Origin of the sequence: Microbacterium sufflavum (assembly GCF_023091155.1) — a bacterium.
GTDB lineage: Bacteria > Actinomycetota > Actinomycetes > Actinomycetales > Microbacteriaceae > Microbacterium > Microbacterium sufflavum.
Genome location: NZ_JAHWXK010000001.1, coordinates 505,813 through 529,672, shown reverse-complemented (window position 1 = coordinate 529,672; position 23,860 = coordinate 505,813). Strand labels below are relative to the sequence as shown.

At 72.5% G+C, this 23,860-nt stretch carries 28 protein-coding genes; 12 read left to right on the top strand and 16 right to left on the bottom strand.

The features are described from left to right. The first annotated feature begins 9 nt into the window (after window positions 1-9). Entirely contained in the window at window positions 10-471 is a 462-nt protein-coding gene (locus KZC56_RS02740) for an ASCH domain-containing protein (RefSeq protein WP_247637805.1), read from the top strand. A gap of 44 nt (window positions 472-515) precedes the next feature. Here KZC56_RS02740 and KZC56_RS02735 read toward each other — a convergent pair whose 3' ends face one another. Genes KZC56_RS02735 through KZC56_RS02725 form a run of 3 tightly spaced genes read right to left on the bottom strand, consistent with a single transcriptional unit; the run spans window position 516 to window position 2,358 of the window. Then, a complete protein-coding gene (locus tag KZC56_RS02735; RefSeq protein WP_136034070.1) occupies window positions 516-998 on the bottom strand; it encodes a nuclear transport factor 2 family protein in 483 nt (160 codons plus the stop codon). Continuing rightward, complete coding sequence (locus tag KZC56_RS02730; RefSeq protein ID WP_247637804.1) at window positions 995-1,528, bottom strand: nuclear transport factor 2 family protein; 534 nt, start codon at window positions 1,526-1,528, stop codon at window positions 995-997. Before KZC56_RS02730 ends, KZC56_RS02735 begins: the two co-directional genes overlap by 4 nt. Continuing rightward, on the bottom strand, window positions 1,525-2,358 hold the full coding sequence (locus KZC56_RS02725; RefSeq protein ID WP_136034075.1) for an SDR family NAD(P)-dependent oxidoreductase: 834 nt from the start codon (window positions 2,356-2,358) through the stop codon (window positions 1,525-1,527). The genes KZC56_RS02730 and KZC56_RS02725 overlap by 4 nt, the downstream gene beginning before the upstream one ends. A 72-nt stretch (window positions 2,359-2,430) precedes the next feature. On the opposite strand from KZC56_RS02725, the gene KZC56_RS02720 reads away from it, so the two are divergent. Together KZC56_RS02720 and KZC56_RS02715 are read left to right on the top strand one after the other, a co-directional pair. Then, entirely contained in the window at window positions 2,431-3,249 is an 819-nt protein-coding gene (locus tag KZC56_RS02720; protein WP_136034077.1) for an SDR family oxidoreductase, read from the top strand. Continuing rightward, entirely contained in the window at window positions 3,246-4,466 is a 1,221-nt protein-coding gene (locus tag KZC56_RS02715; RefSeq protein ID WP_247637803.1) for an acetyl-CoA C-acetyltransferase, read from the top strand. The genes KZC56_RS02720 and KZC56_RS02715 overlap by 4 nt, the downstream gene beginning before the upstream one ends. 15 nt (window positions 4,467-4,481) lie before the next feature. On the opposite strand, the gene KZC56_RS02710 is transcribed toward KZC56_RS02715, so the two are convergent. Both KZC56_RS02710 and KZC56_RS02705 read right to left on the bottom strand, forming a co-directional pair. Then, the gene (locus KZC56_RS02710; RefSeq protein WP_247637802.1) at window positions 4,482-4,913 is read right to left on the bottom strand and encodes a hypothetical protein; all 432 of its coding nucleotides are present in this window, start codon (window positions 4,911-4,913) and stop codon (window positions 4,482-4,484) included. 72 nt (window positions 4,914-4,985) lie between these two features. Further along, complete coding sequence (locus KZC56_RS02705; protein ID WP_247637801.1) at window positions 4,986-6,587, bottom strand: AMP-binding protein; 1,602 nt, start codon at window positions 6,585-6,587, stop codon at window positions 4,986-4,988. Window positions 6,588-6,697: 110 nt separating this feature from the next. Here KZC56_RS02705 and KZC56_RS02700 point away from each other — a divergent pair, with 110 nt between their 5' ends. After that, on the top strand, window positions 6,698-7,309 hold the full coding sequence (locus KZC56_RS02700; RefSeq protein WP_136034085.1) for a TetR/AcrR family transcriptional regulator: 612 nt from the start codon (window positions 6,698-6,700) through the stop codon (window positions 7,307-7,309). A 12-nt stretch (window positions 7,310-7,321) separates the two neighbouring features. Here the strand turns inward: KZC56_RS02700 and KZC56_RS02695 are convergent, their stop codons facing one another. Then, a complete protein-coding gene (locus KZC56_RS02695; protein ID WP_136034087.1) occupies window positions 7,322-8,095 on the bottom strand; it encodes a CoA-transferase subunit beta in 774 nt (257 codons plus the stop codon). After that, window positions 8,092-8,958, bottom strand: a complete 867-nt coding sequence (locus tag KZC56_RS02690) for a CoA transferase subunit A (protein WP_247637800.1) — start codon at window positions 8,956-8,958, stop codon at window positions 8,092-8,094. The genes KZC56_RS02695 and KZC56_RS02690 overlap by 4 nt, the downstream gene beginning before the upstream one ends. A gap of 90 nt (window positions 8,959-9,048) precedes the next feature. On the opposite strand from KZC56_RS02690, the gene KZC56_RS02685 reads away from it, so the two are divergent. Together KZC56_RS02685 and KZC56_RS02680 are read left to right on the top strand one after the other, a co-directional pair. Next, a complete protein-coding gene (locus KZC56_RS02685) occupies window positions 9,049-9,783 on the top strand; it encodes an SDR family NAD(P)-dependent oxidoreductase (RefSeq protein ID WP_205812726.1) in 735 nt (244 codons plus the stop codon). After that, window positions 9,780-10,658, top strand: a complete 879-nt coding sequence (locus KZC56_RS02680; protein WP_308194334.1) for an aldo/keto reductase — start codon at window positions 9,780-9,782, stop codon at window positions 10,656-10,658. Before KZC56_RS02685 ends, KZC56_RS02680 begins: the two co-directional genes overlap by 4 nt. On the opposite strand, the gene KZC56_RS02675 is transcribed toward KZC56_RS02680, so the two are convergent. Beyond that, entirely contained in the window at window positions 10,640-11,089 is a 450-nt protein-coding gene (locus KZC56_RS02675; protein WP_168442885.1) for a VOC family protein, read from the bottom strand. The two genes, KZC56_RS02680 and KZC56_RS02675, sit on opposite strands and share 19 nt — an antisense overlap. A gap of 56 nt (window positions 11,090-11,145) precedes the next feature. Here KZC56_RS02675 and KZC56_RS02670 point away from each other — a divergent pair, with 56 nt between their 5' ends. From KZC56_RS02670 to KZC56_RS02660, 3 genes are read left to right on the top strand one after another with little or no spacing between them, the layout of a single operon-like run. Continuing rightward, window positions 11,146-11,886 (top strand): SDR family NAD(P)-dependent oxidoreductase, encoded by a 741-nt coding sequence (locus tag KZC56_RS02670; RefSeq protein ID WP_247637799.1) that lies wholly within the window; start codon window positions 11,146-11,148, stop codon window positions 11,884-11,886. Further along, window positions 11,886-12,503, top strand: a complete 618-nt coding sequence (locus KZC56_RS02665; RefSeq protein ID WP_136035313.1) for a gamma carbonic anhydrase family protein — start codon at window positions 11,886-11,888, stop codon at window positions 12,501-12,503. Before KZC56_RS02670 ends, KZC56_RS02665 begins: the two co-directional genes overlap by 1 nt. Beyond that, the gene (locus KZC56_RS02660; protein WP_247637798.1) at window positions 12,500-12,943 is read left to right on the top strand and encodes a nuclear transport factor 2 family protein; all 444 of its coding nucleotides are present in this window, start codon (window positions 12,500-12,502) and stop codon (window positions 12,941-12,943) included. Before KZC56_RS02665 ends, KZC56_RS02660 begins: the two co-directional genes overlap by 4 nt. A 20-nt stretch (window positions 12,944-12,963) precedes the next feature. Here the strand turns inward: KZC56_RS02660 and KZC56_RS02655 are convergent, their stop codons facing one another. From KZC56_RS02655 to KZC56_RS02640, 4 genes are read right to left on the bottom strand one after another with little or no spacing between them, the layout of a single operon-like run. Then, a complete protein-coding gene (locus tag KZC56_RS02655; RefSeq protein WP_247637797.1) occupies window positions 12,964-14,076 on the bottom strand; it encodes an acyl-CoA dehydrogenase family protein in 1,113 nt (370 codons plus the stop codon). Further along, on the bottom strand, window positions 14,076-15,041 hold the full coding sequence (locus tag KZC56_RS02650; RefSeq protein ID WP_247637796.1) for an acyl-CoA dehydrogenase family protein: 966 nt from the start codon (window positions 15,039-15,041) through the stop codon (window positions 14,076-14,078). The genes KZC56_RS02655 and KZC56_RS02650 overlap by 1 nt, the downstream gene beginning before the upstream one ends. Continuing rightward, on the bottom strand, window positions 15,041-16,210 hold the full coding sequence (locus KZC56_RS02645) for an acyl-CoA dehydrogenase family protein (protein ID WP_206252613.1): 1,170 nt from the start codon (window positions 16,208-16,210) through the stop codon (window positions 15,041-15,043). The genes KZC56_RS02650 and KZC56_RS02645 overlap by 1 nt, the downstream gene beginning before the upstream one ends. After that, window positions 16,207-17,070, bottom strand: coding sequence for an enoyl-CoA hydratase (locus KZC56_RS02640; protein WP_136034104.1), 864 nt, complete (start codon window positions 17,068-17,070; stop codon window positions 16,207-16,209). Before KZC56_RS02640 ends, KZC56_RS02645 begins: the two co-directional genes overlap by 4 nt. A gap of 109 nt (window positions 17,071-17,179) precedes the next feature. Between KZC56_RS02640 and KZC56_RS02635 the strand changes: the two genes are divergently transcribed. The 3 genes from KZC56_RS02635 to KZC56_RS02625 are packed head-to-tail and all read left to right on the top strand — an operon-like array spanning window position 17,180 to window position 20,303. Then, entirely contained in the window at window positions 17,180-18,346 is a 1,167-nt protein-coding gene (locus tag KZC56_RS02635; RefSeq protein ID WP_136034106.1) for an acyl-CoA dehydrogenase family protein, read from the top strand. Continuing rightward, window positions 18,343-19,131, top strand: coding sequence for an SDR family oxidoreductase (locus tag KZC56_RS02630; protein WP_136034109.1), 789 nt, complete (start codon window positions 18,343-18,345; stop codon window positions 19,129-19,131). The genes KZC56_RS02635 and KZC56_RS02630 overlap by 4 nt, the downstream gene beginning before the upstream one ends. Before the next feature lie 20 nt (window positions 19,132-19,151). Further along, complete coding sequence (locus tag KZC56_RS02625; RefSeq protein ID WP_136034111.1) at window positions 19,152-20,303, top strand: acetyl-CoA C-acetyltransferase; 1,152 nt, start codon at window positions 19,152-19,154, stop codon at window positions 20,301-20,303. Window positions 20,304-20,381: 78 nt separating this feature from the next. Here KZC56_RS02625 and KZC56_RS02620 read toward each other — a convergent pair whose 3' ends face one another. The 4 genes from KZC56_RS02620 to KZC56_RS02605 are packed head-to-tail and all read right to left on the bottom strand — an operon-like array spanning window position 20,382 to window position 23,798. After that, entirely contained in the window at window positions 20,382-21,455 is a 1,074-nt protein-coding gene (locus KZC56_RS02620; RefSeq protein ID WP_136034114.1) for an NAD(P)H-dependent flavin oxidoreductase, read from the bottom strand. Next, window positions 21,452-22,201, bottom strand: a complete 750-nt coding sequence (locus KZC56_RS02615) for a CoA-transferase (RefSeq protein WP_136034115.1) — start codon at window positions 22,199-22,201, stop codon at window positions 21,452-21,454. The genes KZC56_RS02620 and KZC56_RS02615 overlap by 4 nt, the downstream gene beginning before the upstream one ends. Next, window positions 22,198-23,043 (bottom strand): CoA transferase subunit A, encoded by an 846-nt coding sequence (locus tag KZC56_RS02610; protein ID WP_136034117.1) that lies wholly within the window; start codon window positions 23,041-23,043, stop codon window positions 22,198-22,200. The genes KZC56_RS02615 and KZC56_RS02610 overlap by 4 nt, the downstream gene beginning before the upstream one ends. Then, on the bottom strand, window positions 23,040-23,798 hold the full coding sequence (locus tag KZC56_RS02605) for an enoyl-CoA hydratase family protein (protein WP_136037419.1): 759 nt from the start codon (window positions 23,796-23,798) through the stop codon (window positions 23,040-23,042). The genes KZC56_RS02610 and KZC56_RS02605 overlap by 4 nt, the downstream gene beginning before the upstream one ends. Window positions 23,799-23,860 lie beyond the last annotated feature (62 nt).

Below are 23,860 nucleotides of genomic sequence, written 5' to 3'. Positions count from 1 at the left end.
TCTGGGCGGGTGGATGACGGTGCGGGGATCGAGCAGTACTGGCGCGACGCGAGGGCGGCGCTGCCGCACCTTCCCGAAGCGGTGCCGGAGGCATGGGCGTTCGGTGCCACCCCGGCGCACGCCGACGAGCTGCTCGCGCTGGTGCTCGCCGGTGTGAAGGTCGGCACCGCGTCGTCGCTGTGGGACTACGAGGCAACCGGCGACCCGCTGCCCGAGGTGGGCGAGTTCAGCATCATCCTCGACGGACGCGGGGAGCCGCGCGCCGTGATCGAGACGACCGCGCTCGAGGTCGTGCCGTTCGACCGGGTCGATGCCGCGCACGCCTTCGCCGAGGGGGAGGGCGACCGCACGCTGGAGCACTGGCGCGAGGTGCACGAGCGCTACTGGCGCACCCACTCCGAGAACCCGCGTGGCTACGCCCCGGACATGCCCGTGCTCTGCGAGCGGTTCCGGCTCGTCCTCCCCGTCTGACAGGGGCCACGCCTGACCGTGATCTCGCCCGACCTCCGCTCGGATCAATCCGGCAGCACGGCCGCGGGCGGATAGCCGAGCACCGTTGTCTGTTCGCGTCCGAACGCCGTGGTGACGCGGTGGGCGATGCGCCAGCGACCGTCCACCCGGCGATACGCCACGTCGTAGTACCCGCGCATCGCCACGCGGGGTGCGCCCGGGTCTGCCGGGTGGTCGCCGTGGAACTCGAGGTGCACGCGGGCGGTCGCCCGGTCGCCGTCGAACCGCAGCTGCGGCAGGTGCAGGAAGTGGATGCCCGAGAACGGGGCGTCGCGGCAGAACGCCTCCAGCGCAACACGACCCTGTACGAACGTGACGGGCGGCGCGTCGCCTACGGGCCGGGACTGGTACACCCCGTCGTCCGTGAAGAGCGCGCTCCACACGGCGCCGTCGCGTTCGTCGAACGAGCGCGCGTACGTCGCCTCCAGGTCGATGAGCTCCAGGCGGTCCTCCAGCAGCCGCAGCCGCCGTTCGATGTCCGCGGTCATGTCATCCTCCTCGCGCTCTCGGCTGTCGTCCGCACCCGCTCCCGGAACGCGGTGGAGGGGTCGTCCGGTCCTCGCCGTCCGCGTGGGCCGTCGCCCTCGGGATCGCGCAGGCGCCCGGCGTCGGACCGGGTCCAGTCGCGCACCGCGAGGCGCTCGACGATCCGCCAGCCGTCCGGGTCGCGGCGCAGGTGGTCGAGGTAGCGGAAGCCGCTCGTGAAGTTGCGGGTCTCGTCGTCGGCCGGGGATCCCCAGTGCACAGCGGTGCCGGAGGTCTCCGCGTACGCGTGGTCGCCGAGCAGCTCGACCGTGTGGTTGGCGGTGAGGTGCGCAGTGCCGTCGAAGACCGCGGTCCGTTCGCGCAACCAGGCCACGTAGGCGTCGGCGTCACCGGAGAAACCGGTGTGGTGGTCGACGCCGTCCGTGGCATACACCGCACGCACCGCGCCCCAATCCGCCCGGTCGACCGCAGCACAGTAGCGGAGCACGAGGGCGTGGATCTCCTGACGATCGACCAGCTCCGCGAGGTTCATGCTCGATCCGGCAGGTTGGTCCAGCCGCGGCCCTCCGCGCGGCCGTACCAGCCGGAGGCGGCGAGCGTGCCGCCGTCGACCGGAATGGTGTGTCCGGTCACGAAGGCGGCGTCGTCGGAGGCGAGGAACGCCACCACGCCCGCGAAGTCCTCCGGTCGACCGAAGCGCCCGGCAGGGAGCCAGGAGCGCAGCAGAGCGGGGTCGCGTCCGGCGAGCATCAGCTCGGCCGGTGTCTGAGGGGTGTCGGCGAGGTCGGGGGCGATCGCGTTGACGCGGATGCCGGAGGGGCCGAGCTCGACCGCCAGGCTCTTGGTGAAGGCGGACACGCCGGCGTTGTAGGCGGAGTACACCGCGTTGCCGGGGATGCCGCGGAAGGCCTCCACGGTGGACACGTTCACGATGCTGCCGCGGCCGGCCGCGATCATTCCGGGCAGCAGGGCGTGCGTCACCGCGAACACGTGCCAGAGGTTCAGCTCGTGCAACCGCTGCCACTGCTCCGGTGGGCTCTTGGCGAAGAACGACTTCGCGGGGCGGAAGTCGCCGACGTTGTTGACGAGCACCTCCGCATGACCGTGCTGCTCCTGAACGTGGGCCGCCAGGCGGGCGACCGTGTCGTCCCGGGTGATGTCGCCGACGAGCGCGGTGCAGCTCCCGCCGTCTTCCTCGATCTCCGACGCTGTCGCCTCAGCGGCGTCGGCGTCGATGTCGACCAGCACCACGTGGTCGCCCTCAGCGGCGAAGCGGCGGCTGATGCCGCCACCGATGCCGAGCGCACCGCCGGTGACGACGATCGTGCGCGGAGAGCGGGGAGGTACGTCTTCGTGACCCATGCAACAAACCTAGCATTTGGTTGGTAGCATGGACAGGCCGTCGCACCGGAGCGCGGTACGGAGGAGTGCGCAGTGAGTCTGGTCATCGATTTCGCGGGGAAGGTCGTCGCGGTCACCGGCGGCGGTCGCGGTGTCGGCCGGGGCGTGGTCGACGCGTTCCTGGACGCCGGGGCCGAGGTCGAGTTCTGCGGGCGCTCCGAGCCCGACGGGGTTCCCGAGCGCGACGGGCGCCGCGCTTCCTTCCGCCCCGTCGACGTGCGCGACGCGGCGCAGAACGAGGCGTGGATCCGCGACGTGGCCGAGCGCCACGGACGGCTCGACGTACTCGTCAACAACGTCGGCGGCTCCCCCTTCGGCCGGTTCGAGGCGGGCTCGCCCCGCTACTTCCAGGCGATCACCGAGATCAACTTCCTCTCGGCCGCCGTCGCCACGCGCGCCGCGTTCGAGCCTCTGCGCGCAGCGAAGGGCAGTGTCGTCAACATCACCTCGATCAGTGCGCGCCGTCCGAGTCCGGGCACCGCCGTCTACGGGGCGGCCAAGGCGGCACTGGAGAGCCTGACCCGCAGCCTCGCCGTCGAGTGGGCCCCCGAGATCCGCGTCAACGCGGTCAGCAGCGGGCTCGTGCACACCGAGAGCGCCGCCGATCACTACGGCACGCCCGAGCAATACGCCGAGATCGCGCGCACCATCCCGCGCGGACGTCTCGCCGACCCCGCCGAACTCGGGGCCGTGTGCGTCGTGCTCGCCTCCCCCCTCTCCGCGCACCTCACCGGTGCCGTGATCCCGGTCGACGGCGGCGGCGAATGGCCGGCCTTCCTCGCCCACACCCCGAACGCCGACATCGTGCGGCAGGCCGACCGCCTGCCCGACTCTGGAGGAACCCCCTCATGACCGAAGCCGTCATCGTCTCCGCCGTGCGCTCGCCCATCGGCCGCGCGTTCAAGGGCAGCCTGAAGGACATGCGCGGCGACGACCTCGCGACGCAGATGGTGCGCGCCGCCGTGGAAGCCGTGCCGGGACTCGACCCCGCCGAGATCGACGACCTGATGATGGGGTGTGCGCAGCCGGCCGGTCAGCAGGGGTACAACATCGGCCGCATGGTCGCGCTGCAGCTCGGGTGGGACGGCGTGCCCGGCGCCACCGTCAACCGCTACTGCGCGTCCTCGCTGCAGACCACTCGCATGGCCTTCCACGCGATCAAGGCAGGCGAGGGCGACGTGTTCGTGTCGGCCGGGGTCGAGGCGGTGTCGCAGTTCGGGTCCGGCAAGGCCGACGGCATGCCCGACACCAAGAACCCGCGGTGGGCCGACGCCGCTGCCCGCACCGCCCGGGACGCGCAGGACCCGGAGTTCGTGTGGTCCGACGCGCGCGCGCGCGGCGAGCTCGCCGACATCTACATCGCGATGGGCGAGACCGCCGAGAACGTGGCCTCGTTCCGCGGCGTCTCCCGGCGCGAGCAGGACGAGTGGGCCGTGCTCAGCCAGAACCGTGCCGAGGCCGCGGCCGCCCGCGGCTTCTGGCAGAAGGACATCACTCCCGTGCGTCTGACCGACGGCACGCTGGTCTCGGCCGACGACGGCCCCCGCGCGGGGGTGACCCTGGACGGCATCAGCGGGATGCAGCCCGTGTTCCGCCCGCACGGCACCGTGACGGCCGCGAACTGCTGCGCGCTGAACGATGGGGCGGCGGCGCTCGTGGTCATGAGCGACACCCGAGCCGCCGAGCTGGGGCTGACCCCGCTCGCTCGCATCGTGTCGACCGGGGTGTCGGCGCTGTCGGCCGAGATCATGGGGCTCGGTCCCGTGCAGGCCGTCGAGCGGGCGCTCGCCCACGCCCGCATGAGCATCGGCGACATCGACCTCCTGGAGATCAACGAGGCGTTCGCGGCCCAGGTCGTGCCGTCCATCGCGGACATCGGCATCGATCCGGAGCGCGTGAACGTCAACGGCGGCGCGATCGCCCTCGGCCACCCCTACGGCATGACGGGTGCGCGCATCACGACCACGGCGATCAACGCGCTGCGGGAGCGAGACGAGCAGTTCGCGGTCGAGACCATGTGCACCGCGGGTGGCCAGGGCATGGCGATGGTGCTCGAGCGCCTGAGCTGAAGCCCCGGATCCCGGTCAGGCCTCTTCGGCCTGGAACACGATGCTGTGATCCTCGCTGCCGCCGTCGCGCAGCAGCGTGAGGGTGAGCGTGGTGGGCCACGCCGCGGCGACCGGGAATCCCTGCACCCCCGCCGCGATGGTGGCGGACGAGCCGGGCGGGACCGTCGTCGAGCCCGTGGTGGGCCCGGTCATCCAGTCCAGCTCGGGTGACACCGCGACCGACCACGTCACGGTGATCGGCGTCGTCCCAGGGTTGCCGACCACCGCTCCCGGCCAGGTGAAGGTCGCGCGGTCGATGGTGACGGGCAGCATCTGCACCGCCGGGCGCGCGGTGGACGCCGCCGCCAGTGGCGCCGCGCAGGTCACCGCCACCACCGGTACCGTCCACACCGCCGCCCGCATCGCCGTGCGTCGCGTGATCCCCGCCGATCGGTCGTGTACCCGCATCCCCGTCCTTCCCCGTGGCCGACCTCGAAGGCTACCGGCCGGGGGTCGCGCGGGCCAATCGACCGCGGCGGGTCAGGCGCGGTCGCGGAGCTCGGACTTGAGGATCTTGCCGGTGGCGTTGCGGGGGAAGTCCTCCACGAGCACGAACTCGCGCGGCACTTTGAAGTTCGCCAGGTGCCGGCGGCAGAAGGTCTCGAGTTCGGCGGCGTCGGGGCGCGGCTCCGCATTGTGCAGCAGCAGCACGTAGGCGCGGCCGACGGTGCCGAGCCGGTCGTCGTCCACACCGATCACGGCCGACTCGTTCACCGCCGGGTGCTTGCGCAGCGCGTTCTCGACCTCGGCGGGGTACACGTTGAAGCCGCCGACGATGAACATGTCCTTCAGGCGGTCGGTGATCTTGAGGCAGCCGTGCTCGTCGAGACGGCCGACGTCGCCGGTGTGGAACCAGCCGTCCGCGTCGAGCACGGCGTCGGTCGCGGCCGGGTCCTCGAAGTAGCCGAGCATCACATTGGGGCCGCGCAGCAGGATCTCGCCGTCCACGTCGACCCCCGCGTCGTTCCCCTTCTCGTCCACGACCCGGATCTCCACGCCCTCGACCGCGGGTCCGGTGGTCTGGGCCGTGTGCTCCAGCGACTCGCCGGGGCGGGAGAGGGTGGCGACGACGCACTCGGTGAGGCCGTACGCCTGGGCCACGGTCTCGAAGCCGAGCACGTTCACCATGTCGTGGAAGAGCGTCGCGGGGGCGGCCGTGGCCCCGGCGATCGCGAACCGCAGCGACGACAGGTCGTACTCGCTGAGGCGGGGGTGGTCGAGCAGCGATGTGAAGATGGTGGGCACGCCGGGCAGCACGCTGATGCGGGCGGACTGCACGAGGTCGAGCAGGCGGTCGGCGTCGAACACGGCCAGGGGGTAGATCGTGGTGCCGGCCATGAGCGACGTGATCATGCCCGCCTTGTAGCCGAAGCCGTGGAAGAAGGGGTTCACGACGGCGTAGCGGTCCTCCGGCGTGAGGCGGGCTCCGAGGCCCCAGGCGCGCGCGACCGACAGGGTCTGCCGGTGCGCGCTGAGCACGCCCTTGGGCACGCCCGTGGTGCCCGAGGTGAACAGCACGTCCATGATGTCGTCCGGACCGACCGCCGCGGCAGCCTCGGCCACCCGTGACGGTGCCACGGCTCCACCGCCGGCGAGGAAGGCGTCCCACGACAGCAGCCCGCCGGCACCGTCGCCGTCCAGGCAGACCACGGTGCGGAGGTGCGGGAGCCCGGGGAACACCGGGCCGTCCCCGCCGCGCTCGGCCGCTGCATCGCGCAGCATCTCGCTGTAGGACTTGCCGAGGAAGCCGTCCGCCAGCACGAGCGCGGTGGCGCGGGAGCGGGCGAGGATCTCGGCGGCTTCGTGACCCGTGAAGCGGGTGTTCAACGGCACGACCGCGATCCCGACCAGCTGGGCGCCGAGCATCGCGAGGATGAACTCGTACCGGTTGGGCGCCCAGAGACCGATGCGGTCGCCGGGCGCCACGCCCTGCGCCAGGTAGGCGCGGGCGACGTCCTCCACGCGGTCCCGCAGCTCGGCGTAGCCGATCGTCACGTCGCCGTCGACGATGGCGGGGTGATCGCCGAGCGCCGCCATCTCCGTGAGGAGGGCGGGGACCGTAGTGGCTTCCGAGACTGTCATGGACGTCCTTTCCCAGATCATGCGTACACTCCGAAGGGATGTTTCGGGAAACCGCTCGCATGCGGCACACTTGAGCAAGCGCTTGTGAGATTTTCTGTGAAGGAGCAGCAATGGCAACGACCAAAAGCGGAGGCCGCCAGGAGCAGAGCTCCGAGCGGCGCGATCAGATCCTCTCGATCGCCGCGCGCCTGATCGCCAAGCGCGGGTACTCCGCGACCACGGTCCGCGACATCGCCGACGAGGCCGGCATCCTCTCCGGAAGCCTCTACCATCACTTCTCCTCCAAGGAGGCGATCCTCCAGGAGATCCTGGGCAGCTTCATGACCGGGCTGCTCGATCGGTTCGAGGAGATCGTGGCCGAGGGCGGCAGCCCCCGCGACATCCTCGACAAGCTCATCGCGCACGCCTTCACGACGATCGAGAGCCAGCCCGACGCGGTCGGCCTCTACCAGAACGAGCTGTCGTTCCTCGGCCGCCAGCCCGGCTTCGAGTTCCTGCGCGAGAACAGCGAGCGCATCGAGGAGCTGTGGCTGTCGCAGATCCGTGAAGGGCAGAAGGTCGGCGTGTTCCGCGACTCCATCGACGCGCCCATCGCCTACCGCTTCATCCGCGACGCCGTGTGGTCCACGGTCGCGTGGTACCGGCCCGGCCGCGGGCACACCGCCGCCAGCCTGACCGACAACTTCCTCGACCTGCTGCACAAGGGCCTCCTCTCCGACTGAGCGGAGGCCGCGTCAGTCTGCGACCTCGCGGCTGCGGGTGCCGCGCGGGTCGAGCACGTCGCGGATCAGCCGCAGCTCCTCCGCGTCGGGCGTGCGCGTGAGGGGTGCGGCGCTCGCATCCAGCGCGAAGCCGGTGCTGTCCGCCACGAGCTGCGGGTCGACGCCGGGGTGCACCGAGAGCACCGTCACGATGCCGTCCGCGTCGAAGCCGAGCACGGCGAGGTTGGTGACGATCACGCCGAGGCGGTGGTGCTCCAGCCCGGCTTCGGCCGCACGGTCGGTGCCGACACCCGACACCATGTCCACCGACTCCACGAACACGCGGGGGCTGTGCCGGGCCACCCAGTAGTCCACACGGTGGTTGGCCGTGTTGCCCGGAGCCCCGCGCACGCCGATCAGCTGCTTGGTGGGGCGGTCCCAGTCGCCGATGAGCGAGATGTTCTGGTTGCCGTGCCGGTCGATCTGGCTGGCGCCCATCATGCTCTGGCGTCGGCCGGTCGCGAGGATGTCGAAGATGCGGCGGAACGGCGCCCACCCCTCGATCGTCGGTGCGGGGGCTGCGGTGTCGCCGGGCATCGGCGGACCGCTGAGGAAGAAGGCCTCGCCGTCGCTGAGCACCAGGTCGGGCGCCGTGGTGAGCTTGGCCAGACGGGCGCCGAGGGACGGGATGATCCCGACGGCGTGGGCGAGCACCTCGCCGGAGTCGCGGTAGGTGTCGGCGCAGGCCGCGACGCAGACCTCGGCGGTGGTGGCGACGGTCGCGGGCGTGGGGGCGACGGTGGTCATGACTCTCCTCGGTCGGCGTGGAAGCGGGCGACGGCGGCGTGGTACCCCGCCTCGTCGGTGTGCAGGTACGTGCGCGCGAACTCCGCCCACGCGTCGGGGTCCTTGGCGGATGCGGCGTAGTGCTTCTGGAACGCCTCGTCGCGGTCGTAGTCGGGCGCGCACGTGGTGAAGTGCGCCCCGCGTGGTGCCTCGACCACGGCGGAGGCGTAGAGGCGGCTGAACAGCAGCGTGTGGAACGAGCCCTCGTCGAGCAGTGCGGCGGTCGGCACGACCTTCTCGGCCGAGACGATCGTGCGCTGCGCGGCCATCGCGAACAGGTCGTCGAAGTACGGGTCGGGGCCGAGGTACTGCGCGTTGCCCTGCGGGTCGGCGCGGTTCACGTGCACGAGGGCGACATCGAGGGGGAGCGCCGGCATCGCGACGTACTCGGCGTCGGAGTAGGGGGAGCGGACGGTGCGCAGCCGAGGGTTCGCCGGGAGCACGTCGGAGCCGAGGCCCGCGCGGATCGGGAGGAAGTCGAGGCGGGCGTTCGCGGCACGCAGCCCCGCGACGAACATCCCCTCGTCGTACTCCTCGACCTCGATCGCCCCGCGCTCGCGCGCCCGCGTGAACAGCGGATCGAGCGGGATGCTGTCGAGCGACACGAAGCCGTAGACGAGGCGACGGATGCGCCCGGCCTCGGCGAGCAGCCCCACGTCGGGGCCGCCGAAGGCCACCACGGTGAGGTCGGTGATGTCGCGGCGCAGGATCTCGCGCACCAGGCCCATGGGCTTGCGCCGCGACCCCCACCCGCCGATGCCGACCGTCATCCCGCTCTCGAGGGTGCCGATCGCCTCCTCGATGCTGACCTGCTTGTCCGCCATTCCCGCTCCTTCGCGCGACCGACGCTAAACCTAGCGCTTGTTTGGGAATCACAGTAGCATGCCCGGGAGGGCGAGCAGCGAGGGAGCTGGATGATGCCGGAGCAGGCGCAGGATCGACCCGCCGACCACGTCGTGGTCACCGGGGGAGCGAGCGGGATCGGCGACGCGGTGGTGCGGCTGCTCCGCGAGCGCGGACTCACCGTGACGGTGTTCGACCTGAGCCCGAGCGCCCACGACGACGTGAGCTCCGAGGCGGTCGACCTGCGTGACGAGGCGGCGGTCGAGGCCGCGATGGAACGCGCCTGGCAACGCGCGCCCGTGGGCGGCGTGGTCGTGTGCCACGGAATCCGCGGGGCGTACATGCCCGCGCTGGAGATCGGCCTCGACCGGCTGCGGCTGCTGTACGACGTGCACGTCGTCGGGGCGCTCGCCGTGTCGCGGGCCCTCGTGCGGCGTCTCGATGGAGAACCAGGGTCGATCGTGATGGTGTCGTCGACCACGGCCTATCGCGGCTGGGCGAACCAGGCCGACTACGGTCCGGCGAAGGCGGCGGAGCGGCAGCTGATGGAGAACCTCGCGGTCGAGTGGGCGCCGCTCGGCGTGCGCGTGAACGCGGTCGCCCCCGGCCACACGCTCACCCCGATGGTGCAGGAGCTGGTGGCCGGCGGCTACGACCTCGCCGCGGTCGAGCGCCGCACGCCGCGCGGCCGTCTCGCCGATCCCGAGGAGATCGCCGCCGCGATCATCTGGCTGCTGCGCGATGCCACGCACGTGATCGGCCAGTGCCTGCCGGTGGATGGTGGCTGGACGGTCGTGGGCCGATGATGCCGCAGCGCGCGCTCGGCGACCTGCGGGTCTCGGCGCTCGGGATGGGCGCGATGACGCTCACGCAGACCCCGGAGTCGGATGTCGAGCGGGGCGTCCGCGCCGTGCACGCCGCGGTCGATGCCGGCATCACGCTGTTCGACACCGCCGACTCGTACGGACCGTCGAGCGAGATGGGCGTGAACGAGCGCGCCCTCGCCGCGGCCCTGCGCCGGCACCCCGACGCGAGGGACCGCGTGGTCGTCGCCACGAAGGGCGGCCACACGCGCGGGCCCGCCGCGACGTGGTGGGTGGACGGCACCCCCGCGCATCTCGCCGCCGCCGCGCGTGCCTCGGCGCGGCGTCTCGGACTCGACGCGCTCCCGCTCTACCAGCACCACCGGCCCGACGTGCGCGTGCCCTATGCGGACTCGATGGGGGCCCTGCGGCAGCTGGTGGACGACGGGGTCGTGGTGCGGGTCGGGGTGTCGAACGTCGACGTTGCGCAGCTCGACCTCGCCCGGGGCGTCCTCGGCGACGCGCTCGTGAGCGTGCAGAACGAGTACAGCTTCCTGGAGCGGTCGAGCGAGCCCGTGCTGCGGCGCTGCGAGGAGCACGGCCTGGCGTTCCTCGCGTGGGGTCCGCTCGGCGGCATGCGCCAGGCGAAGGCGCTCGGCGGGGCGGCGGCGCCCGTGGCCGAGGTGGCGGCGCGCTCCGGCGTCAGCCCGCAGCGCGTGGTGCTGGCGTGGCTGCTCGCACGATCGCCCGTGCTGATCCCGATCCCCGGTGCGAGCCGGCCGGAGAGCGTGCGGGATTCCGTCGCGGCGGTCGAGCTGACGCTGGACCCCGCCGACCTGCGGCTGCTCGACGGCGCCGGTCAGGCGGTGCCGGGATGAGGCTCCTGCAGCAGCTCGACCCGCACGTCGTCGGGCCCGAGCACGTACACGTAGCGGAAGCCGTCGAGCGGTCCGGCCGTCGCGGTCATGACCGCCGAGAGCGGGTGGTGGCCGAGCTCCGCCAGCCGCGCGAGGCTCTGCGCGATGTCGGGCACCGTGATCGCGGGGTGGGCAGCGCCGATGTGGCCGTTGTGCGGGTCGATGCGCGCAGCGTCGACCCCGCGGTACTCCGCGAGCTCCAGGAAGACGCCGTCGTCGAGCCGCACGAACGTGAGCAGGATCTCGGCACCGGGGCGTCCGGTCGCGGCCTCGACCGCGGGGCCGCTCTTGACCAGGGGGCCGGTCACCGTGCCGCCCGTCGCGGCGGCGTAGAACGCGGCGGCCGCCGCCGTGTCGCTCACGGTGATGCCCATGTGGTGCAGGCGCGGCATGCCGTCCCCCATCTCTCAAGCAAACGTTTGTTCGATCACTATCGCGGAGGAACCCCATGAGTGCAACACCCGTCATCGACCTGACCGGACGCGTCGCCGTCATCACCGGCGCCGCCGGAGGGCAGGGCCGCTCGCACGCCGCTCTGTTCCACGAGCTCGGCGCCGACCTGGTGCTGACCGACCTCGACGGGGCGGCCGTGCAGGAGGTCGCGGCCGGGTACGGCGATCGCGCGATCGGCCTCGCGCACGACGTCTCCTCCGCCGACGCGTGGGGCGCGGTCGCCGAGGCTGCGCGCGAGCGGTTCGGCCGCGTGGACGTGCTGGTGAACAACGCCGGGTTCTGCCCCGAAGGACCGCTCGCGGAAACGGCCGAGCGCGTCATCCGTCTCACGCTCGACGTGAACCTCATCGGCCCCATGCTCGGCGTGCAGGCGCTGCTCCCGCTCCTGGGCGACGGCGGCTCGATCATCAACATCGCCTCGACGGCCGGGGTCGCCGGCTACGCCAACCGCGTGCCCTACTCGGCGTCGAAATGGGGGCTGCGGGGGGTCTCCCACGCGCTGGCCCGCGAGCTGGCGGGCAGCGGCATCCGCGTGAACACCGTGTGTCCCGGCGCCGTCGACACGCCCATGATCACCGAGGACACCCGGGCGGGGGTCGGGTTCATCTCACGCATCCCCATCCCGCGCGCGGGCCGGCCCGAGGAGATCTCGGCACTCGTCGCCTACCTCGCGAGCCCGGCCAGCAGCTACTGCACCGGACAGGACTTCGTCATCGACGGCGGTCAGGTCGCCTGATGCCGTCGTACGCGTTCGACGGCGTGGTGCCGGTGGTCGACCCGACCGCGTTCGTGCACGAGACCGCGAGCCTGATCGGTGACGTCGTGATCGGTCCCGGCTGCTACATCGGACCCTTCGCGAGCCTGCGCGGAGACTTCGGTCGCATCGTCGTGGGGGAGGGGTCGAACGTGCAGGACTCGTGCGTCATCCACGCGTTCCCCGGTGCGGACGCGGTGCTCGACCCGCACAGCCACGTCGGCCACGGTGCGGTGCTGCACGGCTGCCGCATCGGGTCGTTCGCGCTGATCGGCATCGGGGCCACCGTGCTCGACGGCGCCGAGATCGGGGCGGACGCGCTGCTGGGCGCAGGTGCCGTGGTCACCGCGGGCACCGTGATCCCGCCCGGGTCGAAGGCGCTCGGAGCCCCGGCGCGGGTGGTCGGGCTCCTCGACGACGACGCGCAGGAGTGGAAGCGGAACGGCGTGCGCATCTACCAGGAGCTCGCCCGGCGCAGCCGTGAGACCCTGGTGGCGGTGGAGCCGCTGCCGGCTGCGGAGCCCGACCGCCGACGCACCACCTGGGCCGCGGACGCCGCGACCCCGCTGCACCGTCGACGCGCGGAGGGACCCCGGTGAGCACGGCCGAGTTCGCGGACTGGCTCGACATCACCCGCACGATCCTGCGGTACGGGCGCTACGCCGATCAGCGGAGGTTCGCCGACATGGCGTCGTTGTTCGTGCCGGACGGGCGGATGCTCCTGTATCGGCCGCGTGCCGATCACCCGGCCGAGACGCCGCGGGGGACGGCGGAGCTGGTCGCGGCGTTCGAGGCCCTCACGGCCTTCGTGGCGACCAGTCACGCGCTGTCTCCGAGCGATGTGGAGGTGCGAGGCGACACCGCCCGGGTGCATACGGCCTGCCTGTCGCACCACATCCGCGAGACCTCGGAGGGACGCATCCGCTTCACCCTCGCCGACCGCTACGACGACGACCTCGTGCGGGTGGGCGGCCGCTGGCTGTTCCGCGAGCGCCGCAAGTACACCGACTGGACCGAGACCACCCCGCTCCGCCGCTGAGGCCGCCGCCAGGGCTGCGGTCAGAGGCGTGCGAGGGCCCAGGGCTCGGCGGCGGCGCGGAGCTCGCGCGGGGTGCCGAACAGGGTGCCGAGGGCGTGCGCGCGCTTGAACACCAGGTGCGCGTCGTGCTCCCACGTGATCGCGATCCCGCCGTGCAGCTGGATCATCTCTCCCGCGACCCGGGTGAGCGCTTCCGAGCACACGGCCTTCGCGATCGTGGCCAGCTCCGCGCGGTCGGGGGCGCCGGACGCGAGGGCGTCGGCGGCCGCGCGGGACGCGGTGCGCGCCACCTCCACCCGCACGTGCAGGTCGGCCATGCGGTGCTTGAGCGCCTGGAACGAGCCGATGGGTCGCCCGAACTGCACCCGCTGCTGTGCGTAGGCCACGGTGTCGTCGAGGGCCCGCGCCGCTGTGCCCGCCTGCACCGCCGCGACCGCCGCGAGCGCGAGCGCCCGCACGTCGTCGAGCACGGCGGGATCGCCGTCGCCGAGCGGACGGGCAGGGACCCCGTCGAACCGGAGGGTGGCGAGCCGCAGGGTCTGGTCCATCGTCGGGTCGTCCTCGCGCGCGACCGCCGCGGCGTCGAGCACCTCGAACAGGCGCGGGCCGTCGGCGGTGCGGGCCACCGCGACCAGCACGTCGGCGGGCAGCCCGTCCAGCACGAAGCCCGCCGTGCCGGTGAGCGTCCACGCCTCCCCGTCGGCCTCGGCGTGCACGTCGATGCGGTCGGGGGCGAAGCGTCCGGACGGGTCGGCCCACACGAGCGCCGCCGCCGACGATCCCTCCGCGATGCCGGGCAACAGTCGGGCGGACGCCTCCGCATCGCCCGCGGCCAGGATCGCCTGCGCCGCGATCGCGACCGAGCCGAGGTACGGCGACGGCGCGAGCGCGTAGCCGATCTCCTCCAGCGCCAGCTGCGCCTCCCGCAGTGTGAAGCCGGCGCCGCCGTGCTCCTCGGGGACGGCCATGCCGGCGATGCCGATCTCCTCGCAGAGCAGACGCCACAGGTCGGCGTCGAACCGTTGGTCCGACTCCAGGGCCCGACGCGTCGCCGCACTGTCGGCGCGTTGGCTCAGGATCCCGCGCACGAGGGCGACGAGCTCCTGCTGATCCTCATCGGGTTCGAAAGACATCACCGCTCCTTCGGAAGGATGTCGCGGGCGATGCGCGCCCGATGGAAATCCGGCGTGCCCCACGCCGCGGACAGCGCGGGCGCGAGGCCCAGCCAGATCCGCAGCGTGTGCTCGGCCGTGTAGCCGATCGCGCCGTGCACCTGCAGCGAGGTGCGCGCGGCGCGCAGCGCGGCGTCGCCCGCGGCGACCTTGGCGGCCGACACCGCCCGGTCCTCGTCGGGCTCGTCGGCGCGCAGTGCCGCGTTCCACACGAGCGGCCGCGCGAAGCTCAGCGCGATCCGCACATCCGCCAGCTGGTGCTTGAGCGCCTGGAACTCCCCGATCGGACGGCCGAACTGTTCGCGCACCTTCGCGTACGACACGGCCTCCGCGAGCAGCCGCTCTCCCGCGCCCACGAGCAGCGCGGCGGCGGCGAGGGCTGCTTCGTTCAGGGCTGCGTCGAGGGCGCCGGGCACGAGCGGGGTCGAGGCTCCCGTGGGGGAGAGCCGGGCGAGACGCCGGGTGGGCGCGACCGAGGTCAGCTCCGCGCCCGGCTCGCCCTCGTGCAGCGCGTCACCGCGGACGAGGTAGCGGTGCGTGGCCACGGCGGCGTCCACGGCGGCGGGAGCGACACCGTCGACCGCCGCGGTGGCGATGGCTCCCGCGGCGAGGGACTGCCGCGTCTCGTCGTCCACCAGGGAGGGCAGCAGCGCGACCGTCTCCAGGTAGGGGCCGGGCACGCCGTGGTAGCCGAGCCGCTCGAACACCACCACCAGGTCGCCGAGGGTGCCGCCGAAGCCGCCCGCCTCCTCGCTCACCCGCAGCCCCAGCAGCCCGAGCTCGGCGAACTGCGCCCACAGGGCGAGCCCGGGGGCGGTGTCGCCGTCGGCCCAGGCGCGTGCGACGTCGGCGCCGCCCGCGCCCTCCACGATCTCGTCGATGGCCTCCGCGAACGCGGTCTGTTCTTCCGTGGGCAGGAACCGCATCAGGCGCGCCTTCCGTCTCCGCCGCGGGGGAGTCCGAGGATCCGCTCCGCGATGATGTTCCGCTGCACCTCGTTGGTGCCCGCGTAGATGGGACCGGCGAGCGCGAACTGGTAGTCGTCGACCCAGCGCCCGCCGTCGACCGCCGACTCCCCGCGCAGCTCGGACTCCGGTCCCAGGATGCGCAGCGCGGTCTCGTGGATGTGCACGTCGAGCTCCGACCAGAACACCTTGTTGATGCTGCCCTCCGCGCCGACCGCACCACCGTCGAGCAGGGTGCTCACGGTCTGCCACGTGAACAGCCGGTAGGCCTCCGCGCCGATCCAGGCGTCCACCACGGCGTCATCCTCGCCGGTCGCGCCCCGCTCGGACTGCAGTGCGATCAGGCGGTCGGTCGCGGCGAGGAACCGTCCCGGCGCCCGCAGCGACAGTCCGCGCTCGTTGCCCGCGGTGCTCATGGCCACGCGCCACCCGTCGCCGGGGGCGCCCAGCACGTCCTCATCGGGCACGAACACGTCGTCGAAGAAGATCTCGGCGAACCCGGTCGTGCCGTCGAGCTGGGCGATCGCCCGCACCGTGATGCCCTCGGCGTCCATCGGGAACAGGAAGTACGTCAGGCCGCGGTGCCGCTGCGCTTCGGGGTCGGACCGGAACAGGCCGAACCCGCGGTCGGCCCACACCGCGCGCGAGCTCCAGATCTTCTGGCCGTTGAGCACCCATCCGCCGCGGTCGTCGTCGCGGCGGGCGGTGCTGCGGATCGCGGCGAGGTCGCTGCCCGCTCCGGGCTCCGACCAGGCCTGCGCCCAGATCAGCGAGCCGTCGGTCATGGCGCGCAGGTACCGCTCGTGCTGATCCGGGGTGCCGTGCTCGAACAGGATCGGCGCGAGCAGGGAGATGCCGTTCTGCGCCACCCGGGTCGGGGCGCCCGCGCGGTAGTACTCCTCCTCGAACAGCACCCACTCCGTGATTCCGGCGTCGCGGCCGCCGAACTGCTCGGGCCAGGAGACGACGGACCAGCGGCCCTCCGCCAGCTCGGCCTCCCACGCGCGGTGCGCCGCGAAGCCCTCGGCCGTGTCCATCGAGGGCAGCGGTGTGGACGGCACGTGCTCGGTGAGCCAGGCGCGCGCCTCCGCGGCGAAGGCCTCCTGCGCGGGGGTGAGGTCGAGGTTCATCGGGATGCTCCGTCCGCGGTGTCGGCCTTGATGGTGCGCACGTCCACGCCGCCGAGGGAGTCGCCGCCCACCTCGGCGTTGTGCGCGTGGGCGGCGTGGTGCAGCCCGAACACGGAGTCCATGCCGGGGCGCAGGCCCTGCAGATCCTCCGCCTGGTTCACGGCCTTCTTCGCGAGGGCGAGCCCGAGTCGGGGCATGCGGCCGATGCGCTCGGCGAGCTCGAGCGTGCGCTGCTCCAGCTCGGACGACGGGACGACGTGGTTGACCATGCCGAGTTCGTGCGCGCGGGCGGCGGGCATCCGGTCGCCGGTGTACAGCATCTCCTTGGCCGCGCGGGGGTTGGTCACCCAGGGGTGTGCGAAGTACTCGACGCCGGGGATGCCCATCGCGACGACCGGGTCCTGGAAGAACGCGTCGTCGGAGGCGACGATGAAGTCGCACGACCAGGCGAGCATGAGCCCTCCGGCGATGCAGGCACCCTGCACCATCGCGATCACGGGCTTGGGGATCTCGCGCCAGCGGCGGCACATCCCCAGGTAGACCTCGGACTCGCGGGCGAAGCGGGAGTCGACGCCCTGGGCTCCGACGTGGTCCCACCAGATGACGGCCCTGCGCTCGAAGCTCTGGTCGATGTCGCGCTCGGGGGTGCCGATGTCGTGCCCGGCGCAGAAGTGCTTCCCGTTCCCGCCGAGCACGATGACCTTCACGGCGTCGTCGTCCACGGCGCGGGTGAACGCGGCGTCGAGGGCGTAGGTGACCTTCGAGTTCTGGGCGTTGCGATACTGGGGGCGGTTCAGCCGGATGATCGCGGTCGCGCCGCGCACCTCGTAGGTGACCACGGCGTCCGAGTCGTCGGTCATGGCGGGTTCCTCTCTGAACTCCCGGGAGCGAAACCAAACAATCGCTTGGTTTAGTTTGATACTATACGGGAACGGTCCGCCGAAGACCACGACTCGATGAGGAGCACAGATGGACGCGACGCAGCACGACGCGGACGAGCGATTCCGCGCCGAGATCCGCGGCTGGCTGGAAGAGAACCTCACCGGTCGCTTCGCCGCGCTGCGCGGCCGCGGCGGCTCCGGTCGCGAGCACGAGGACTTCGAGGCGCGCCTGGAGTGGAACCGGCACCTGGCCGCTGCGGGGTGGACGTGCGTGGGCTGGCCGGTCGAGCACGGCGGCCGCGGACTCAGCATCGCGCAGCAGGTCATCTTCCACGAGGAGTACGCCCGCGCCGACGCCCCCGCCCGCGTGAACCATCTGGGGGAGGAGCTGCTCGGCCCCACCCTCATCGCGCATGGCACGCCCGCGCAGCAGGCCCGCTTCCTGCCGCGCATCGTCGCGGTCGAGGAGCTGTGGTGCCAGGGCTACTCGGAGCCGGGCGCCGGATCCGACCTCGCCGCGGTGGCGACCAAGGCTCAGCGCACGGGCGACGAGTGGTCCGTCACGGGGCAGAAGGTGTGGACGTCCCTCGCGCAGCACGCCGACTGGTGCTTCGTGATCGCCCGCACCGAACCGGGATCGAGCCGCCACCAGGGTCTGTCGTATCTGCTCGTGCCGATGGACCAGCCCGGCGTCGAGGTGCGCCCGATCCTGCAGCTCACCGCGACCAGCGAGTTCAACGAGGTGTTCTTCGACGACGCCCGCACCGATGCCGACCTCGTCGTAGGCGGCGAGGGGAACGGCTTCCGCGTCGCGATGGCGACCCTCGGCTTCGAGCGCGGCGTCTCCACCCTCGCGCAGCAGATCGCGTTCCGTCGCGAGCTCGACGCCGTGATCGAGACGGCGCAGCGCACCGGCGCGATCGACGATGCCGTGATCCGCGACCGGCTCGTGCGCGCCCGCATGGACCTGGAGGTGATCCGCCAGCACGCCCTCCGCACGCTCGGCGGTGCCCAGGGCGACGGCGCCTCCGTCGCGAAGCTGCTGTGGTCGAACTGGCACCGCGCGCTCGGCGAGCTCGCGATGGAGGTCGCCGGACCCGAGGCCCTGCGGGTCGGCGCGGACTACGCGCTGGACGACCTGCAGACGCTGTTCCTGTTCAGCCGCGCCGACACGATCTACGGCGGTTCCGACGAGATCCAGCGCACCGTCATCGCCGAGCGCGTGCTCGGCCTACCCCGAGAGGCCCGCCCATGAGCTCTTCCGCCCCCGCCTACGTCCCCGGTCACGGCCTGCTCGACGGGAAGCGCGTCGTCATCACGGCCGCCGCCGGAGCCGGCATCGGTCAGGCCGCCGCGGTCCGCTGCCTGGAGGAGGGCGCGGCGCTCGTGGTGCTCGGCGACACGCACGCCGGCCGCCTCGCCGAGACGCAGAGCGAGCTGGGTGACCGTTTCGGCGCCGACCGCGTGCGCACCGCCGTGTGCGACGTGACCGTCGAGGACCAGGTCGCCGCCCTCCTCGACCTCGCGGAGGACGGCGGCGCGATCGACGTGATGATCAACAACGCCGGGCTCGGCGGGTCGGTGTCGATCCTCGACATGACCGACGAGCAGTGGGACAGGGTGATCGACGTGACCCTCACCGGCACGTTCCGGTGCCTGCGCGCGGTCGGCCGCCGCATGGTCGCGGCGGGCACGGCCGGCGTCATCGTCAACAACGCGTCCGTGATCGGCTGGCGCGCGCAGGTGGAGCAGGCCCACTACGCCGCCGCGAAGGCCGGCGTGATGGCGCTCACCCGCAGCGCGGCGATGGATTTCGCGCCGCACGGCATCCGCGTGAACGCCGTGTCACCGAGCCTCGCGATGCACCCGTTCCTGGAGAAGGTCACCTCGCCCGAGCTGCTGGAGCAGCTGAAAGCGCGCGAGGCGTTCGGCCGGGCCGCGGAACCCTGGGAGGTCGCCAACGTCATGGTGTTCCTCGCCAGCGCATACTCCTCTTATATGACCGGCGAGGTCGTCGCCGTCAGCAGTCAGCACGCGTGAACCCGGAGAGAAGGAACACCATGGCAGAGGCATACATCGTCGACGCGGTCCGCTCGCCCGTCGGGAAGCGGGGCGGCTCGCTGTCCGGCATCCACCCGGCCGACCTCGGCGCGCACAGCCTGAAGGCGCTCGTGGAGCGGACGGGCATCGACCCTGGCGCGCTCGACGACGTGATCATCGGCGCGACCGACACGATCGGAGGACAGGCGGGCAACGTGGGTCGCTCCGCCGTGCTCGTCGCTGGCTTCCCCGAGCACGTGCCCGGCGTCACGATCGACCGGCAGTGCGGTTCGAGCCAGCAGGCCGTGCACTTCGCCGCGCAGGCCGTGATGAGCGGGACCAGCGACCTGGTGATCGCCGGCGGTCTCCAGAACATGTCGCAGCTGCCGATCTCCTCGGCCATGGTGGCCGGAGAGGCATACGGCTTCACCACGCCGTTCGCCGAGTCGCCGGGCTGGCAGGAGCGCTACCCCGGGCAGGAGATCTCGCAGTTCGTCGGCGCGGAGATGATCGCCGAGAAGTGGGACATCACGCGCGAGGAGATGGAGCGGTTCGCGCTGGAGAGCCATCAGCGGGCGGCCAGAGCGCAGGACGAGGGTCGGTTCGACGGCGAGATCGCCCCGCTGAACGGGCTCGACCGCGACGAGGGCGTGCGCCGCGACACCTCGCTCGAGCGCATGGCGGGCCTGCAGACGCTCACCCCCGGCGGACGGCTCACGGCTGCCGTGGCCTCGCAGATCAGCGACGCCTCTAGCGCGGTGCTCGTCGCGAGCGCGCAGGCGGTGAAGGACCACGGGCTCACGCCCCGCGCGCGCATCCACCACCTGTCGGTGCGCGGCGACAGCCCGGTGTTCATGCTCACCGCGCCGATCCCCGCCACGCGGTACGCGATGGAGCGCACGGGCATGAGCCTCGACGACATCGACCTGTTCGAGGTGAACGAGGCCTTCGCGTCGGTCGTGCTCGCCTGGATGCGCGAGACCGGGGTGCCGCACGAGAAGGTGAACGTGAACGGGGGCGGCATCGCCCTCGGTCACCCGATCGGCGCGACGGGCACCCGTCTCATGACGACGCTGCTGAACGAGCTCGAACGCACCGGCGGTCGCTACGGTCTGCAGACCATGTGCGAGGGCGGCGGTCTCGCCAACGTCACCATCATCGAGCGCCTCTGAGGCTGCGCATCCGGGCCTGACGACGGACGACCCGCGGATGGCGTGCGTCCGGGCCCCGGGGGCGCGGCTCCCCGGGGCTCAGGCGAGGACGCAGGAGGCGGCGGCGCGGAGGTGGGCCACGGCGTCGCGCACCACGCGGTCGACGAGCTCCTCGCAGCTGGGGAGGTCGTCGATCAGCCCCACCACCTGGCCGGCGGCGAGCATGCCCGCGGAGGTGTCGCCGTCGACGAGCCCGGCCTTCAGCAGCATCGGAGTGTTCGCGGCGAGGGTCATCTGCGTCCAGGAGCGCCCGGTCGCCTTCTTCATCGACACGGCATCCCGCACCAGCTGCGGCCAGCTCAGGCCGCTCAGCTTCTTGAACTCCCACGACCGGCGCAGCGTCGGCAGCAGGCGGGACACCCCGCTTCCGCCCTCCAGTCCCTCCACGAACTCGGTGCGCAGCAGGCGGTGGGGCATGCCGTCGGCCTTCGTGGTGACGACCGTGCCGTCCAGCCCGAAGTCGAGGTATCGCCGCTTCACGGCCTCGGGCACCGAACTGTCGCTCGTGAGCAGGAACCGCGTGCCCATCCCGACCCCGGCGGCGCCGTACGCGAGCGCGGCGGCGAGACCCCGTCCGTCGTGGAAGCCGCCGGCCGCGATCACGGGGATGTCGACGGCCGCGACCACCGAGGGCAGCAGGATCGAGGTGGGCACGGCGCCGGTGTGACCGCCGCCCTCACCGCCCTGCACCATCACGGCGTCCGCACCCCACGCCGCGACCTTCTCGGCGTGCCGCACGGCCCCGATCGAGGGGATCACGACCACGCCGTGGTCCTTGAGTCGCTCGATCAGCTCGCGTCGTGGGGCGAGAGCGAAGCTGGCGACCTTCACGCCGTGCCGGATGAGCAGTTCGACGCGCTCGGTGGCATCCCCGGCGTCGGCGCGCAGGTTCACGCCGAAGGGCCGGTCGGTGCGCTCGGTCACCTCGATGATCTGCCGTTCGAGCTCGTCGATGGTCATGGTGGCGGAGGCGAGGATGCCCAGCGCTCCGGCCTGCGCGGTGGCGGTGACCAGGCGGGCGCCGGCGACCCAGCCCATGCCGGTCTGCACGATCGGATGGTCGACGCCGGTCAGGCGCGTGAGCGGCGTGGAGAGCTGCGGGGGCGTGGTCATGATGCGATCACCTCTCGGTCGCGGAGTCCGCGGGGGTCGAGACGCTCGCGCACCAGGCGCAGCTCCTCGGCGGTGGGCTGCCGGGTCTCGGGGACGACGGCGGGGATGTGCAGCGGGAAGCCGGTGGCCGCGACCACCCGGTCGAGGGTCACGCCGGGGTGCAGGCTGACGAGGGCGACCGTGGCGCCGGGGCCGGTCAGGTCGAGCACCGCGAGGTCGGTGACGATGCGGCGCACGTCGTGGAAGCGGTGGGCCCCGGCCGTGCGCGCCCTGGCCGGCCCGACGCCCGTGACCACGTCCACCCGGTCCACGAACACGCGCGGGCTGTGGCGGGCGACCCAGTAGCTGGTCGCGTGGTTGACGGTGTTCGTGGCGGCGGCCCTGGCGCCGAGCAGCTGCCGGGTGGGACGGTCGCGGTCGCCGATCGCGGACAGGTTCTGGTCGCCGTGGCGGTCGAGCTGTGCGGCCCCCATGATCACGTGGCGGCGACCGCGGGCGATCAGCTCGAACAGCTGCGCGTAGGGGAGCGGCGCCTCCGGCTCGCGGAACGGCTCGTCGACGGCGGGGGTGTCGGCGTACAGGGTGGCTTCGCCGTCGCTGAGCAGCAGGCCGGGCGCGTGCGTGAGCCGCGCGAGCCGCACCCCGACGGTGGGCACGATGCCGACGGGGCTCGCGAGGATCGTGCCCGCGCCGCGGAAGAGGTCGCTGCACGCGGCGATCGCGACCTCGGCGCGCGTGGCCGTCATTGTGTCGCCGCCTCACTCGTCCGCGGGGCGAGCTCGCCCGCCCGGAACCGGGTCAGATACGCCTCACGGTCCGCGGGCGAGGCGGCCGCGGCGGCGTAGGCGCGCTGCCCCTCCTCGTCGCGGTCGTGATGGGGCGGATGCGCCGTGAACCCGGCTCCGCCCGGGGCATGCACGATCCGGTCGGTGAGCGTGCGGTCGAGGAAGCGCGCCGTGGGGCCGAGCCCCGTCCACAGCGCGGCGGTGTCCACCACCTCCTCCACGCTCACCACGGTGTGCGCCGCCGCGCCCGCGAACAGGTCGTCGAAGAACAGGTCCGGCCCGAGGCACACGGCGGTGCCGGCGGCGTCGGCCCGGTCGAGGTGGAGCAGGGCGAGGTCGAGGGGCACGGCGGGCATCGCCACCAGCACCTCGGCGTCGGCGTAGGGCGATGTGATCGTGCGGATCTGGGGGTTGCGGCTGACGGCGTCCGAGCCCGCCCCCGCCCGGGTGGCCTCGAAGGGCAGGCGCCGGGCGGCGGCGCGGAGTCCGGCGACCAGCATCGCCTCGTCGTACTCCACGCTGCGCACCGCGCCGGACTGCCGGGCGTCCGCGAAGTAAGGGTCGATCGCGATGCTGTCGAGCGAGACGAACCCGTGCACGATCTCGGACGCCTGGCCAGTGGCGCAGAGCAGGCCCACGTCCGGTCCGCCGAAGCTGACGATGCGCAGGTCGCGCGCCCCGGAGAGCACGATCTGCCGCACGAGGGCCATCGGCTTACGCCGTGAACCCCAGCCGCCGACGCCGATCGTCATGCCGTCGCGGATCAGCGGCGCGAGATCGGCGGCGGATCCGGCGGTGGTCATGTCGTCAGGTTCTCGCCGGTCGCGACGAACGCGTCGCGGTGCTGGTCGGCGACGCCGGCGAGGTTGAGCTCGAACGTGAAGCCCTGCTCGAACCGGTAGCTGCGGTTGACGTCGATCGGGTCGATGCCGTTCAGCGCCTCCTTGGCGGCGCGGATGACGCGCGGGTCCTTCGCGGCGATCTCCTCCGCGAGCGCGAGCGCGGTCGCGTCGAGGTCGGCGCGTGGCACCACCGCGTCGACGGATCCGAACTCCGCGAGACGCTGCGCCGTCACCGTGCGGCTCGTGAAGTACAGCGAGCGCAGCAGATGCTGCGGCACGAGGCGGGCCAGGTGGGTGGCGGCGCCGAGCGCGCCGCGGTCCACTTCGGGCACGCCGAAGGTCGCGTCGTCGGAGGCGACGATCACGTCGCTGTTGCCGACGAGGCCGATCCCGCCGCCCAGGCAGAAACCGTTGACGGCGGCGATGACCGGAACGGCGCACTCGTAGATGGCCTTGAACGCCTCGTAACAGCCGCGGTTGGCGCCGAGGATGCCGGAGAAGCCCTCGATGCGCTGCATCTCCTTGATGTCGACGCCCGCGTTGAACCCGCGGCCCTCGGCGCGGAGGATGACGACGCGGGTCTCGGCGTCGGCCGTGGCCTCGCGCATCGCGGCGGCCACGTCGAACCACCCGGCGACGGGGAGTGCGTTCACCGGCGGGTAGTCCATCGTGACGGTGCGGACGCCGCGAGGGTGCAGGGTGGAAGTGATCGTCATCGGACACCTAACCTAACGTTTGCTCAAGCACCCTAGCAGTTGCTTGGTTATCGACGGAACCC